This is a genomic window from uncultured Lawsonella sp., from assembly GCF_947252745.1.
Lineage (GTDB): Bacteria > Actinomycetota > Actinomycetes > Mycobacteriales > Mycobacteriaceae > Lawsonella.
Genome location: NZ_CAMXWW010000001.1, coordinates 474,638 through 488,492, shown reverse-complemented (window position 1 = coordinate 488,492; position 13,855 = coordinate 474,638). Strand labels below are relative to the sequence as shown.

Sequence of the window (13,855 nt, the reverse complement as noted above, 5' to 3'; positions counted from 1 at the left end):
ACGCGTTAGAGGCATGGTGAACAACCATGAGAGACGAAGCACCTGACACGTAGCATTGGACTTCTAACGCCACAGAAACAGTCACTAGAATCGCCCTTCTAGCAGCAAGCGGAGGGGCGATTCTAGTATTTGAAACACGGGGAATAACGACCCTGTCACCACAAGAAACCGGCATCACAAAAACAACAGGCTAGAGTTCATGCTCATTGCCATGCCAGTAACAGCAGCTCCAGCACCCTCCAGACTGCTCGAAGCTGCAGCAAGCTGCGCAAACTCGGCCTCCCTAGCACCCGCTGAGAAGAATGCGTACACCTCACGCTAGTGGTGCCCAAAATAGTTTTTCATTCCCTCCTACTGCCCAACAACTGCCCGTATAGTTGCCGGTAGTGGCTCATTAACCGAGCAGGCTTTCCCCTGCTCTCACACAAAGGTTGTGATATTGCATGGATAAAGATTATGACGTCGTCGTAGTTGGATCCGGCGCAGCAGGCCTCAGCGCAGCGCTTACCGCCGCCAAGCGCGGATTCAAAGTCCTCCTTGCCGAAAAAACCGACAAGTGGGGCGGCTCCACCGCCAAGTCCGCAGGCATGGTGTGGGTTCCCGGTAACAAGCAGCTCCAGCGCGTGGGCGGCAACGACAATAAGGAACTCGGACGCCAATACCTGAAGGCCTGCGTCGGCGACTGCACCTCCGACGAAATGATCGACTCCTTCCTGGACAACGGTGAGAAAGCCATGGACTTCCTCTCCGCGAACTGCCCCGGCCTCATCTGGCGCCGCATGGACGGCTACCCCGACTACTGGCTCGACGCCCCCGGCGCCCAGCCCACCGGCCGCGGCGTAGAAGCCGGCCCCTTCGACGCCAACCTCCTCGGCAAGTGGAAGGACAACCAGGTCAGCGCCTACTTCAAGCCAGCCATCCCGATGGACCTCAACTCCTTCGACTCCGCCGACATCCTGCTCTTCATGTCGCACTGGAAGCCTTACCTGCGTATCGCCAAACTGGCCCTCCGCAACATCCCCAACATCGTCTTCGGCAAGACTCCCCGCACCATGGGTGCCGGCCTCACCGCCTCCATCATGCACTCCTGCCTGCGCGCCGGCGTCGACGTACAGATGGAAACCGCCCTCAAGGACGTCGTCATGACCGGAAACAAGGTCACCGGCGCCGTCTTCGAACAGAACGGCAAGGAGATCGCCGTCAACGCCAAGAACGGTGTCATCCTGGGCTGCGGCGGCTTCGAACGCAACGATGAAATGCGCAAGAAGTACCAGCGTCACCCCATCAACGGTACCTGGACCGTGGGCGCCGAAGGCAACACCGGTGACGGCATCAATATCGGCCTCAAGTACGGCGCCGCCATCGACAACATGGCAGACGCCATCTGGTCGCCCGTCATCCAGCTGCCCAAGGCCAAGATGTGGACCGTCATCGTCGTCGACGACGAAGAACGCTTCATTGTCCCCGACCGCTCCGTCCCCCACACCATCATCGTCAACAGCGACGGCAACCGCTTCATGAACGAAGCCCTGCCGTACTGCACCGCCGGCCAAGGCCTCTACGGTGGCAAGTTCGGTAAGGGTGACGGCCCCGCCGACAACATGCCCGCCTGGCTCATCTTCGACACCCAGTGCCGCAACAAGTACGCCTTCGCCTACGGCTACATGCCGCGCATCCCGCTGCCGAAGGAATTCTTCAAGACCGGCGCCATGGTCAAGGCCAACACCCTGGAAGAACTAGCCAGCAAGATCAACGTGCCGGTCGACCAGTTGAAGAAGACCGTCAACACCTTCAACGGCTACGCCAAGACCGGCATCGACGAAGACTTCCACCGTGGCGAAAACGAACACGACTGGTTCTACGGCGACCGCTACCACAAGCCCAACCCGTCCCTGGGCACCGTGGAGAAGGGCCCCTTCTACGCCACCCAGGTCTACCCCGGTGACATCGGAACCTCCGGCGGCCTCGTCATCAACCCCAAAGCAGAAGTGACCCGCGAAGACGGCTCCGTTATCGAAGGCCTCTACGCCGCCGGTAACACCACCAAGTCCATCGTCGGCCACACCTACACCGCCGGCGGCACCTCCATCGGTGCAGCCCTGGTGTTCGGCCACGTCGCCGCCAACACCATCGCCGAAAAGGCCGGCATCGAGATGGTTGCCCACTAACCACACAAGGGCAACCTCGCCCCTAATACAGCCAACCGGCACAGCCGACTAGTACAGCTGACCGCCAACCGGTACAGCCAGCAGGGGCGAGGGCACCATCACCCGCGTCATCGCGCACCACAAGGTGGCCTGCAGTGCACCAGCACCGCAGGCCACCTTGCCGCATTAAAGCAATTAAGGCACGGAGTATCCCAGCCACCCACGAAAAACTGTACATGCGGAATACCACGGAATAACCCAGCGCGCCCCACTGTTCTACACCATATACACCGCCAAACACACAGGAGGTGACAGAGAATGTCCTCCACCGAACAGGCAGCTACTCCCCACAACCCCAGTGAGTAGCACCTAGACCCTGCCGCCCCCGTCACCCGGCTCGACCACAACGTCATCACCACCGATGACGACATTGTCGAATACTGGGAAACAGCCGCCCAAGACCTTGACTGGGACACCCCCTGGACCACCGCCCTCGACTGAAGCGACGCCCCCCGCGCCCGCTGGTTCGACGGCGGCACCCTCAACGCCGCCGCCAACTGCCTCGACCGCCACGTCGACGCCGGCCGCGGAGATGTCATCGCCTACCACTGGATCGGCGAAGACCCCAACGACACCCGCGACATCACCTACCGTGAACTCCTCGACGACGTGTGCAAAGCCGCCAACTACCTGACCACCCTGGGTCTCCGCACCGGCGACCGCGCTGCCATCTACCTGCCCGGCATCCCCGAAGCCGTCATCGCCATGCTGGCCTGCGCCCGCCTCGGCATCATTCACACCGTCGTCTTCGGCGGCTTCAGCGCCCCGGCACTCCGCCAGCGCCTCATCGACTCCGGTGCCCGCATCGTCATCACCTCCGACGGCCAATTCCGCAGCGGCAAACCCCTTGCCCTCAAAACCATCGTTGACGACGCCCTCAGCACCTCAGCTGAGGACGAAGACGGCGAGCTACAGGTGGAATCCGTGCTGGTCGTGAAGCGCACCGGCCAAGACACCCCCATGGAGGACGGCCGCGACTTTTGGTGGCACGACGTCGTCGACCCCCAATCCGCCACCCACCGCTACCGCCCCATGCCCGCCGAACACCCGCTGTTCCTGCTCTACACCAGCGGCACCACCCCCGTTGTCGACACCTGGTCGCAGACCGAAACCGGCTCCCACGCCATCCGCCCCCTTTGGCGCTACAAGCCGCTGAAAGCCGGCTCCGCCCAGCAACCAGTCGATGGCATCGCCGTCGCCATCGTCGACGAGCAGGGAGAAGAAGTGCCCAACGGGGAAGAAGGCTTCCTTGTCATTACCCACCCGTGGCCCAGTATGCTGCGCGGTGTGTGGGGCGACGAAGGCCGCTTCTACCGCGCCTACTTCAAGCAGTTTGCCAACAAGGGCTACTACGCAACTGGCGACCGCGCGAAGCGGGACGAGGACGGCGACATTTGGATTCTTGGCCGCGCCGACGATGTTATTAACGTGGCTGGGCATCGGCTGTCCACCGCCGAGATCGAGTCCGTGATCGGCAGCGCCTACGATGTGGCGGAAACTGCCGTCATTGGTGTTCCCGACGAGAGCAAGGGCGAGGTTGTGGTGGCCTACGTGGTGGTGCGCGGCCGCTCCAACCACCTGCTGGAGGGCAGGGAGGATGCCGAGAAACTGGCCGCCGACCTGATGGATAGTGTCTCCCAGCAGATTTCCCCCATCGCCAAGCCGGCCCGCATTTACTTTGTGGGCGACCTGCCGCGCACCCGTTCTGGCAAGATTATGCGCCGGGTGGTGCGGGCGTTGGAGACCGATAAGCCGCTGGGCGGCCTGTCTACCCTGGTGGATCCGGGCATTGTGGACCGCATCCGTGACGAGCGCGCTAACCGCGGCGCGTTCTAGGCGCGGTTAGCCATACTCGATACTCGACCGGCTGAGTGGCTGGCCGCTGTCGCCGCTGTTGCTCTCGCTGCTGCTGTGTGCGGCCACCGGCACGACTGCTGTCGCTGTGCAGCTAAGCAACTGCGCGGCAACACTGCTGCGTGGCAGGGCTACTGCGCGGGGGCGTCGATGGGCTTCGCGGGGATAACAATGATCTCCGGGTCGGCACCACGGGTGCAGGAGAGCGCGAAGCCGTCACTGGCGGCAACCGAGGGGATACTGGTGGAACACGTCCAGTCGCCCAATTTGGCGACGCTGGCCTCACCCTCGTGCGGCACACTGGGGTCGTTGAGGTAGATGTTGATGATGCCCTTCGCTTCCATACAGGGCAGGGTGCTTTCCTTGATGAACAGCGTGCCCTGCCCTTCGACGGCACCACAGTTGTGAGTGACGCCGTTCTCCAGGGCAGAGGCGGGGAGCGGGATGTGTGTGGGGGTCGTTGGGGTGGCGGTAGAGGCGGCGCTGGAGCTGGAGCTGCTGCTGGTGGCGTCGGTCGAGGAGGAGGATTGACAACCGGTAAGAATGGCAGCGGCGGCCACGGCAACGAGGCCGGCAGCTGCAAAGCGACGATTCTTCATATTGTTGACGTTACTCCGCACCAATAGCAGCAGCCAGCAGTGCGACTAGCGGGGACAAGTGAATTCTCCGCTAGCGGTACGGCACCGCAACCTAACCGAGGATCTTCGCGCCGGGGATGGCGTCCAGCAGCCGCTGCGTGTACTCCTGCTGCGGGTGAGCGAACAGTTCGTCCGTCTCCCCGCGCTCCACAATGGCGCCGTCACGCATCACCACCACGTCGTCGGCGATCTGCTTCACCACAGCCAGGTCGTGGGTGATGAACACGTAGGTGAGGCCGAGGTCCCGCTGGAGATCGTTGAGCAGCTCCAGGATCTGCGCCTGCACCAGTACGTCCAGGGCAGAGACGGCCTCGTCACAGATGATGAGTTCCGGCTCCAGCACGAGGGCGCGGGCAATGGCGACGCGCTGCTGTTGGCCGCCGGACAGTTCCATGGGATAGCGGCGCAGCATGGATTGGGGGAGGGCAACCCGGTCGAGGATCTCGCTGACGCGCCGGGCGCGGGTTTTCTTGTCGCCCAGGTGGTGCACTTTGAGGGGTTCTTCGATGATGTTGAAAACAGACCACATGGGGTCGAGGGTGCCGTAGGGGTTTTGGAAGACGGGCTGGACGCGTTTGCGGAAGCTCAGCTCGTCGTCGCGGTGCAGCTTGCGGATGGATTTGCCCTCGTAGGTGACGTCGCCTTCGGTGGGTTCCAAGAGACCTAGCATCATTTTGGCGAGGGTGGATTTTCCGGAGCCGGATTCACCGACGATCGCGGTGGTGTGCATTTGGCGGATAGCCAGGTCCACGTTGTCGACGGCGGTGAAGTAGTTTTTTTCCCAGGGGCGAGAGTTGGGCAGCAGGAAGCGCTTGGTGACGCCTTTTACCTCGAGGAGGGTGAGGCCGCCGTCGACGGCCCGCTGGTGACGGGTTTCGGAGCGGTGGGCTGCCAGGCTGGGGGCGGCGGCGATGAGTTGCTTGGTGTAGGGGTGCTGCGGGTTGGTGAGGATCTGCCGCGAGGGGCCTTGTTCGACGATGTGTCCGTGCTGCATGACGATGACGCGGCTGGCGCGTTCGGCGGCGAGGCCGAGGTCGTGGGTGATGAGGAGGACGGCGGTGTCGAGGTTCTCGATGAGGCCTTGGAGGTGGTCGAGGATCTGCTTCTGGACGGTGACGTCGAGGGCGGAGGTGGGTTCGTCGGCGATGAGGAGGTCGGGGCGGGCGTGTAGGCCGATGGCGATGAGGGCGCGCTGGCACATGCCGCCGGAGAACTCGTGCGGGTACTGCTTAAGGTGGGTCTCCGGGTTGGGTATGCCGGCTTCGGCCAGTAGTTCGCAGGCGCGTTTTGTGGCGGCGGAGCCTTTGGCGATGTTGTTGGCGGCGAGTGCTTCGGTGATTTGCCGGCCGATGGTCCACACCGGGTTGAGGTTGGTCATGGGGTCTTGGGGGACCAGGCCGATGTGGCTGCCGCGGAGGGACGTCATTTTTTTGCTGCTGGCGCCGACCAGTTCGTCACCTTTGAAGGTGATGGAGCCGCTGGTGACGTGGCCGCTGCCGGGGAGGAGGCCGATGATGGCGTGGGCGGTGGTGGATTTGCCGGAGCCGGATTCGCCGACGATGGCGACGGTTTCGCCGGGGTAGATCTGGAAGTTGACGTCGTGGACGGTGGGCTTGGGGTTTTTGATGGAGCCGAAGGCGATGTTGAGGTTTTTCACCTCGAGGAGTGGCTCGCCCGCGGGGGCGGTGGTAGCTGGGGCGGTGGTAGCTGCTGGGGCGCTGCTGCTGGAAACGGGAGCGGTGTTGGTGCTGCTGGGCGTGCGGTCTGTCATGGTGTTATCCCTTCCGTCCGCGGCGTTGTTCCTTCGGGTCCAGGGCGTCCTTCAGCGCATCACCCAGCAGGATGAAGCCGAGCACGGTGAGAGCGAGGGCGAGGGAGGGCCAGAAGAGGGTGAGCGGGGCTTGGCGGAGTGTTTGCTGGGCGACGGAGATGTCGTTGCCCCAGCTGATAGTGGTGGTGGGCAGGCCGATACCGAGGAAGGAGAGGGTGGCCTCGGCGACGATGAAGACGCCCAGGGAGGTAGTGGCCATGACGATGATGGGGGCCAGGCAGTTGGGGAGGACGTGCGTGAAGAGGATAGAGAGGCGGGATTTTCCGATTGCTCGGGCGGCCAGCACGTAGTCGTTATTCTTCGCGGTGATTACGGCGCCGCGCACCACTCGGGCCATCTGTGACCAGCCGAAGACGGAGAGGACGAGGATGACGGTTCCAATGGTGCGTTGCGGGAAGAGCTGCATGAGGACGATGCCGGCGAGCAGGAGGGGGATGGCGAAGAAAATGTCAGTGATGCGGCTGAGGAGCGAGTCGAGGAAGCCGCCGTAGTAGCCGGCGAGGGCTCCCATGAGGATGCCGATGAGGGTGACGAGGAGGGTGACGGAGATGCCGACGACGACGGAGGCGCGGGCGCCGTAGATGACGCGGGCGTACACGTCGTAGCCCTGTTGGGTGAAGCCGAAGGGGTGGCCGGGTTGGGCGCCTTCGAGTGAGTTGAGGAGGTTGCCTTCGGCGGGGTCGACGTGTGTGAAGAGGCCCGGGAAGGCGGCGACGAGGAGGACCAGGAGGATGATGGTGACGGAGATCCAGAAGAGGGGGCGGACGCGGAGGCGACGCCAGGCTTCCATCCACATGCCGGCGGGTGGGGTGTCGGGTTCGAGCTGGTCGATTTCTGCCACAAAGGTGTTTGCGGAGTTTTCCTGCGGGTTGCTGGTGGTGAGCTCGGTGATGCGCCCGGCTGGGTTACCGGTGGGCTGGTTCACTGCGATGTCGGGCTGGCCGGCATTGGTGGTGAGCTTGGCAGTGGGGTTGTTGGGGTGTTTAGGCATAGCGGATCCTCGGGTCGAGGGCGGCATAGAGGAGGTCGATCAGCAGGTTGGCCACCATGTAGATAATGACGAGCAGGGTGACGATGGACACTACGGTGGGGGCCTCGCCGAGCATGACTGCCCGGTAGACCAGGCCACCAATACCGGGCACGTTGAAGATGCCTTCAGTGATGATGGCGCCGCCCATAAGGCCGGCCAGGTCGGTGCCGATGAAGGTGACGACGGGGATCAGCGAGTTGCGCAGGATGTGGCGAACCACCACAGTGGGCCGGCTGAGGCCTTTGGCGGTGGCGGTACGCACATAGTCCGCCTCCATCACCTCAGAAATGCTGGAGCGGGTGAGGCGGAGGACGTAGGCGAAGGACACCAACCCCAGCACGAAGGCGGGTAGCAGGAGGTTGACGAAGCTGGGGTTGCCTCCGACGGTGGGTGGGACGATGCCCCATTTGATGCCAAAGAGGAAGCGGGCGACGAAGCCGAGGACGAAGGTGGGGACGGCGATGATGACGAGGGAGACCACCAGGAGGGTGGAGTCGAAACAGCCGCCTTTTTTGAGGCCGGCAATAACGCCGAAGCCGATGCCGAAGACGGTTTCGATGACGAGCGCCATGAGGGCGAGTTTTACGGTGATGGGGAAGGCGCGGGAGATTTCGTCGATGACGGGGCGGCCGCTGAAGGTGGTGCCGAAGTCTCCGGTGAAGATGCCTTTGAGGTAGAGCCCGTATTGGACGATGAAGGGGTCGTTCAGGTGGTATTGGTTGCGGAGTGCGTCAACGAGTTCGGGGGTGAGGGGTTTGTCACCTGCGAGGGCTGCCACGGGGTCGCCGGGGGTGAGGAACACCATGGCGTAGATCAGGAAGGTGGCGCCGAAGAAGACAGGGAGCATCTGCCCTATCCGTTTAACGATGTACCAGCCCATGTGTTAGTTCTCCTTGGCAGGTGTGGGCTTCTCGATGAGCGTGTAGTTGGGGTAGCCGTTCCACATGATGTGGACGTTCCGCAGCTCCGGGTTCCAGGCGGTGGAGGCGTTGGGGTACCAGAGGGGGATGGCGGGGAGGTCCCGCATGAGGATGGCTTGGGCTTTGCGGTAGAACTTCTTCGATTCGGTGACGGAGGACGAGGCAGCGGCTTGGGAGATGAGCATGTCGAACGCGGGGGAGGAATAGTCGCCGTCGTTGGAGGAGGCGCCCGTCACGTAGAGGGGTTCGAGGAAGTTGTAGACGGAGGGGTAGTCGCCGGACCAGCCGGAGCGGAAGGCTATTTTGATGGTGCGTTGGGTGATTTCGTCGCGGAGTTGTTTGAAGGTGGGGTAGGCCTTGCCGTGGGCGGCGATTCCGAGGGTCTGGTGGAGGTTGTTGCAGACTGCGTCGACCCACTGCTGGTGGCCGCCGTCAGCGTTATAGCCGATGTGGAAGGTGCCGCTCCAGCGGCTGATGGTGTTGGCTTGTTTCCACAGTTGGCGGGCTTTTGTGGGGTTGTAGGTGAGGACGCTGTTGCCGGGCACGTCAAGGTCCACATCGCCTAGGGTGGGGGAGGTGAATTCTTTGGCGGGGGTGCGGGTGCCGAAGAAGATTTTCTCTGTGATGAGCGGCCGGTTGATGGACATGGAGATGGCGGCGCGGCGGAGGCGGCCTTCTTCGCCCTTGAAGTGGGGGAGCCATTCGGGGATAACGAAGGCGGTGGAGCTGGCGGTGGGTTTGTTGCTGTTGCTGTGGGGGAAGTCGGTTTGGAAGTTGGGGAGGGCGGTGGGGCCGACGGTGCTGCCGACGGTGTCGAGCATGCCGCCGAGGAGGTCCGCGTAGGCGGTGTCGGGGTTGGTGTAGAAGATCCACCAGATGCCTTTGTTGCGGGTTTTGGGGTCGCCTTTGAAGGTGGGGTTGACTTCCGTCATGACCCGGTCGTTGTGGAGCCAGGCGGTGCCGTCGATGAGTTTGTAGGGGCCGTTGCCGATGGGGTGTTCGCCGAAGGCTTTCATGTCCTGGTAGGCGACGCGGGGGAGCGGCATGTAGGGGGTGTGGCCCAGGCGGAGGGGGAAGCCGGCTTCGGGCTGGTTGAGGGTGACGGTGAAGCTGAGTGGGCTGGTGACGGTGAGGCCCCGCATGTGGCAGTTGGTGTTGTTGGCGGGGATGACGTCTTTGTAGCCCTCGATGGTGCTGAAGAAGCTTTGGTTGAGCTGGAGGTTTTTGCCGCAGGCCCCGTAGTTCCAGGCGTCCACATAGCTTTGTGCGGTGACGGGTTCGCCGTTGCTGAAGGTCCAGCCGGGCTTCAGGGTGATGGTGAATTGGGTGGAGTTGCTGTTGGCGGTGATGGATTTGGCGTGTGCCATCTCCATTTTGCCGTCGTTGTCGTATTGGATGAGGCCGGTGAAGAGGTAGCGGAGGATGTCGCCACCGCCGGTTTCGTTGGTGTTGGTGGGGATGAGGGGGTGTTGGGGTTCGGACCCGTAGACGCGGATGACGCCGGGCGGGGTGGTGTCTCCTCCGCCGCCGCAGCCGGTAAGGGTGGCGAGGCTTCCGACCAGGAGGAGGGCGCTGGTGCCGGCGAGGAGGGCACGGGGAAGCCGTCGGGGGCGGGTGGCCGAGGAGGGGGTGGTGCCTGTGGAGGGGGTGGCGTGGTCCATGGTGGCCAGGGTCCTTAGGTGGGTGACGGTGGAGGAACGCTACTTCAGCGACGAGTGGGTGCTCGTCCAGTCCTTCCACATCTGCTCAAGAGTGACAGCGATGTGTGCCTGGCCAGCAACAGTGGGGCCCATCGGATAGGAGGCCTCCGGCAGGCCGGTGAGGCTGGTGAAGCGCAAACCGGGAACGCCGCAGCTGGAGCGGATACCCAAGTCCTTAGAGGGGACGAAGGAGGGAACCCCAGCCTGGCGGGCGGCCTGGCGGATCGTGCGGTTGAGCTTGCGGTAGATGTCGTTGTAGAACTGGCGGTCGCGGGCCGGAATCAGCTGCCCCTCCCAGCAATTCTTGGTGCCGTTAAACAGCGGGGCGTAGCCGACCGCAACCACGAGGGTGTCGCTGGTGGTGCGGGCCTTGGCGTTGGCGTAGATGGCAGCCAGGCGGGCTTGCAGGCCATCAAACTTCTTCATAGTGGTAGTGCCGTAGGCGTCGCGGCAGGGGCTGCCGGTGAGTTCCGTGGGCTGGCCGCTGACCATGCTGGTGTACTGCTTGCCCCACTTACTGACGCATTTGGTGAGCAGCGAGTTCGTGCCGTCGCCCACAATGTCGCGCAAGCCCAGCTGGATGGTGACCATCCGGGTGTTCTTGTCGATGGCCTTAACCTGCGGCGGGTTGGGGGAGTTGAGGATGCCGGCAGGGCGTATCCACTGGTAGTTCTGGGTGGTGGCGTTGTAGCAGGCGGTTTCATTCAGCTGCAGGCCAGTGTTGGAGGCCAGGACGTTGGGGTAGTCCGTACGGTTACGGCCACACAGATCTCCCATGGGGGCGAACCAGGATCCTCCGACGGTGGCGGAGTCCCCGATGGCCGCGTAGCTGTAGGGGCTGGCGGGTGCCGCGTTGGGTTCGGGGGTTGGCTTGGGGGTGGGGGTGGTGGGTTCAGCGAGAGCGTGCGGTGCGAGGGCGAGGCTACCGACGAGGATGGTACTGGTGGTCAGGCCGGCGATAAGTCGTGAAGGCTTCATCTTAGGCATTCTTTCTAGGTGGCTTTATGCGCTGGCACGAGGGTTCACGAGGGACCGCTCGGAGCGGCATTGCAGATTGTTATCCACCAATTCTACGTGGTGGTAGGGGGCTGACATAGATAGAGGAGCCTGCGGCTTGCACCGCAGAGTCCTTGTTCTGCACTTCTGAGGGGCGGTACCAGCACTGTGTGCCGGCGGCAAACGCACGTTAGGCGGCCGGTTCCATGGTTGGAGTTGAAGGCGTGTCGGAGGCCTTCGCCGTGGCGGTTGCTTTGGGCAAGGACGTCACCGTAGCTGACGGTGCAGCCTTGCTTGATGGTGTGGCCTTGCTTGATGGTGTGGCCTTGCTAGCTGGTGCAGCCTTAGGCTCCGCCTGGGTGGTCGGCGTGGTGGACTCGTCACTATCCTCGGAAGCAGGCTCTACCGTGGTGGGGCGAACGTTGTACGGGTGCTTCGCTAAATACATGGAGCTCAGTGCACGGGACGTCATGACGGCACCCGCAAACGTTGGATGCAGGGGGTACGCCAACTCCGGCAAACCGGTAAAGCTGGACCAACGTAGGAAAGGAACACCGCACGTCGACGTCACCGCCGTCTGATAGTCGCCTGGAATGTACTGGGCCACACGGGCTTTACGGGCAGCAATACGCACCGCCCGGTTCACCCGCTTAAACACCGAGTTGATGTAGGCACGGTCAGCCGGGCCAATAAACCCGTTATCCCAGCACAGGTTGTCGCCGTCAAACATCTCGACATAGCCGACGGCCACCACCATGCCATCCTTCGCAATGCGCGTCTTGGCATCCTTATAAACGCCCTCCAGCACCTTCGGCAGGATCTTAATGAGAGGACGGAACTGCTTCTCCACCTTCGCCGCGCACGCGCTATGGTCCCGATCGCTGCTGTGGTAGGTAGCGTCGAAGCACTCGCGCACCAACTTCTTGTCGTACGCCAGCATGATGTCATTCAAACCCAGGTTGATAGTCACCAGCTTGGTCTGCTTATTCAGCAGCTCCCGATACGGCACTTTCACCGCCACATCGGTACCCTTCATCTTCGACGAATACCAGTAGCCGGTACCACTACCGCCAATACAGGCCGGCTCCACCAGCGGCAACCCCGTCTGCGCGGAAGTGAGATGCGGGTAATCCAACAGGTTACGGAAACACGGCTCCCAGATGGTGGTGAGGGCAAAGGATGCGATGGAATACGAATCCCCAATAGCCACATAGTTCGGCTCATCAAGCGGCTTCGTAAAAGCATCGAAGTCAATATCCAGCGCATTACCACCCGGAGCCTGCGCATCATCAGCCGCAGGGCGTTGGTGCGCAGCAGCAATCAGGGCAGCAGGCACCGCCGACTGAGAAGCTGAGGGGGCAGCAGCGAGTGCAGGGTCGGCAAAACCTGCCGGCGAAATAGTCACTGTGAGGCCCACCGCCAGCAGAGAACCGAGGGCTAGACTAGAGGCCTTTCGGAGCATGCTGATCGTCCTTTCTTTCCTTATTGGACAATCCTAGAGGAAAGTGGCGAAAAACCTGCTCAGTATCCCCCTAATAAGCAGCGTCTACCTCGCCCACGCCAACTATAGTCACACACTATACGGGCGCGTCATCAGCGGAATACACTCTGCATACCCCCGGACACGCTCCCCTCATGTACACCGATGTCCCCTCAACAGTGAGATCACAAAATATTGAGGAACTCGAATGAATAAATCACTCTGGACTGTTGTGGTCCTATCCCTCTGTATACCTGGCCTTACGGCGTGTTCTGCTGGGCCGATGTATGACTTTACTGTGCCGACATCGACTCCGACAGTGAATAGTCCCCAGCCTCGGATTCCTGAAGGGTATTTCCCTGCGGTGTGGGATCCTTCGATTCATTCTGATGGGCCGTCGATCTATCCCCACAAAAAGAGTTTCCTTCAGCAGCTTATGAAATGCGGGAAGATGGGGGATGACGGTGAAGAGTTCAGTGAAGCAGAACGGTGTGACCCGTATTGGGCTATCAATTCAGTTGATAGTAGGTTTCTCAGCATCGAACCTATTTCTGGATACACGATTATTGAGGACCTACAGGAGGATCATGGTGACCCCGTTTTCTATCAGTTAGAGGATGCATTGTCAGTGCTTTCTCCTGACCCTCAGGAAGCTTTTCTCTACTGGACTAAGGATGAACACGATCCTCATCCCACCTTGTTTAGGAACCCTTTTCTCAATCAAAGGATTCTGCTGAATTTCATACCCGACCAGGTGACATGGCGGAACCTCAAGGACAATAGAGTAAGACTGAAAACGGACTATCCAACCAGTCTGACCGGCCCAGTACGTGTTCGGGCACTGGCGTCCAATCGATCAGCGGTCGGGATACGTCTGTTGCGACAGTCGGACACATTGCCCCTCTCACTGAGGGTTGAGCCGCGGGTGCAGTGTGATAATCCATGGGTGAAACTACCGAAAGGGGTAGTGTGCTCCATCTACTGGTGGGACGAGGCGCGCTATGGGGATAAAGCGCCATGGTCAACTACGCCAGTCCCATTCCCGCTAATTATGGATCCACAATGGGGATTTCACTACCAAAGTCTGCTCTTCCGCACCCCTTCATGGGTGGTGAAGGAGCGTGCGAAATTGAAGGCTCAGGCCACGGTGGTGCCGGCTGGTTAAGGTGGTACTGGTTAGGTGAAGGGAACCCCCGCAG

Annotated in this window: 11 protein-coding genes and 1 pseudogene; 4 read left to right on the top strand and 8 right to left on the bottom strand. The window is 61.8% G+C overall.

The window, feature by feature from the left end; genetic code table 11:
* The first annotated feature begins 443 nt into the window (after window positions 1-443).
* The gene (locus Q0X28_RS02055) at window positions 444-2,168 is read left to right on the top strand and encodes an FAD-dependent oxidoreductase (RefSeq protein WP_298575947.1); all 1,725 of its coding nucleotides are present in this window, start codon (window positions 444-446) and stop codon (window positions 2,166-2,168) included.
* A 348-nt stretch (window positions 2,169-2,516) separates the two neighbouring features.
* Here the strand turns inward: Q0X28_RS02055 and Q0X28_RS02050 are convergent, their stop codons facing one another.
* The gene (locus tag Q0X28_RS02050) at window positions 2,517-2,720 is read right to left on the bottom strand and encodes a hypothetical protein (protein ID WP_298575945.1); all 204 of its coding nucleotides are present in this window, start codon (window positions 2,718-2,720) and stop codon (window positions 2,517-2,519) included.
* Between the two features lie 18 nt (window positions 2,721-2,738).
* Between Q0X28_RS02050 and Q0X28_RS02045 the strand changes: the two are divergent.
* Window positions 2,739-3,482 (top strand): annotated as a pseudogene (locus Q0X28_RS02045) (AMP-binding protein); the annotation flags it as partial.
* The gene (locus Q0X28_RS02040; protein WP_367270666.1) at window positions 3,483-4,043 is read left to right on the top strand and encodes an AMP-binding enzyme; all 561 of its coding nucleotides are present in this window, start codon (window positions 3,483-3,485) and stop codon (window positions 4,041-4,043) included. It begins immediately after the preceding pseudogene.
* A gap of 149 nt (window positions 4,044-4,192) precedes the next feature.
* Here the strand turns inward: Q0X28_RS02040 and Q0X28_RS02035 are convergent, their stop codons facing one another.
* The 7 genes from Q0X28_RS02035 to Q0X28_RS02005 form a co-directional block, all read right to left on the bottom strand.
* On the bottom strand, window positions 4,193-4,660 hold the full coding sequence (locus Q0X28_RS02035) for a hypothetical protein (protein ID WP_298575943.1): 468 nt from the start codon (window positions 4,658-4,660) through the stop codon (window positions 4,193-4,195).
* Window positions 4,661-4,751: 91 nt separating this feature from the next.
* Entirely contained in the window at window positions 4,752-6,470 is a 1,719-nt protein-coding gene (locus Q0X28_RS02030) for an ABC transporter ATP-binding protein (protein ID WP_298575941.1), read from the bottom strand.
* A gap of 4 nt (window positions 6,471-6,474) precedes the next feature.
* Window positions 6,475-7,521: an ABC transporter permease gene (locus Q0X28_RS02025; protein WP_298575940.1), complete on the bottom strand. Its 1,047-nt coding sequence runs from the start codon at window positions 7,519-7,521 to the stop codon at window positions 6,475-6,477.
* Window positions 7,514-8,440: an ABC transporter permease gene (locus Q0X28_RS02020; protein WP_298575939.1), complete on the bottom strand. Its 927-nt coding sequence runs from the start codon at window positions 8,438-8,440 to the stop codon at window positions 7,514-7,516. Before Q0X28_RS02020 ends, Q0X28_RS02025 begins: the two co-directional genes overlap by 8 nt.
* A 3-nt stretch (window positions 8,441-8,443) precedes the next feature.
* Window positions 8,444-10,141, bottom strand: a complete 1,698-nt coding sequence (locus Q0X28_RS02015; RefSeq protein ID WP_298575938.1) for an ABC transporter substrate-binding protein — start codon at window positions 10,139-10,141, stop codon at window positions 8,444-8,446.
* Window positions 10,142-10,180: 39 nt separating this feature from the next.
* On the bottom strand, window positions 10,181-11,158 hold the full coding sequence (locus tag Q0X28_RS02010; RefSeq protein WP_298575937.1) for a GDSL-type esterase/lipase family protein: 978 nt from the start codon (window positions 11,156-11,158) through the stop codon (window positions 10,181-10,183).
* A 208-nt stretch (window positions 11,159-11,366) separates the two neighbouring features.
* Window positions 11,367-12,638, bottom strand: coding sequence for a GDSL-type esterase/lipase family protein (locus tag Q0X28_RS02005; RefSeq protein WP_298575936.1), 1,272 nt, complete (start codon window positions 12,636-12,638; stop codon window positions 11,367-11,369).
* Window positions 12,639-12,975: 337 nt separating this feature from the next.
* Between Q0X28_RS02005 and Q0X28_RS02000 the strand changes: the two genes are divergently transcribed.
* A complete protein-coding gene (locus Q0X28_RS02000; RefSeq protein WP_298575935.1) occupies window positions 12,976-13,821 on the top strand; it encodes a hypothetical protein in 846 nt (281 codons plus the stop codon).
* Window positions 13,822-13,855: the final 34 nt, after the last annotated feature.

What these genes read in the sequence shown, in the direction of transcription:
- Q0X28_RS02055 (WP_298575947.1), top strand. Translation starts at nt 444, where the DNA reads ATGGATAAAGATTATGACGTCGTCGTAGTTGGATCCGGCGCAGCAGGC.
- Q0X28_RS02040 (WP_367270666.1), top strand. Translation starts at nt 3,483, where the DNA reads ATGCTGCGCGGTGTGTGGGGCGACGAAGGCCGCTTCTACCGCGCCTAC.
- Q0X28_RS02035 (WP_298575943.1), bottom strand. Translation starts at nt 4,660, where the DNA reads ATGAAGAATCGTCGCTTTGCAGCTGCCGGCCTCGTTGCCGTGGCCGCC.
- Q0X28_RS02030 (WP_298575941.1), bottom strand. Translation starts at nt 6,470, where the DNA reads ATGACAGACCGCACGCCCAGCAGCACCAACACCGCTCCCGTTTCCAGC.
- Q0X28_RS02025 (WP_298575940.1), bottom strand. Translation starts at nt 7,521, where the DNA reads ATGCCTAAACACCCCAACAACCCCACTGCCAAGCTCACCACCAATGCC.
- Q0X28_RS02020 (WP_298575939.1), bottom strand. Translation starts at nt 8,440, where the DNA reads ATGGGCTGGTACATCGTTAAACGGATAGGGCAGATGCTCCCTGTCTTC.
- Q0X28_RS02015 (WP_298575938.1), bottom strand. Translation starts at nt 10,141, where the DNA reads ATGGACCACGCCACCCCCTCCACAGGCACCACCCCCTCCTCGGCCACC.
- Q0X28_RS02010 (WP_298575937.1), bottom strand. Translation starts at nt 11,158, where the DNA reads ATGAAGCCTTCACGACTTATCGCCGGCCTGACCACCAGTACCATCCTC.
- Q0X28_RS02005 (WP_298575936.1), bottom strand. Translation starts at nt 12,638, where the DNA reads ATGCTCCGAAAGGCCTCTAGTCTAGCCCTCGGTTCTCTGCTGGCGGTG.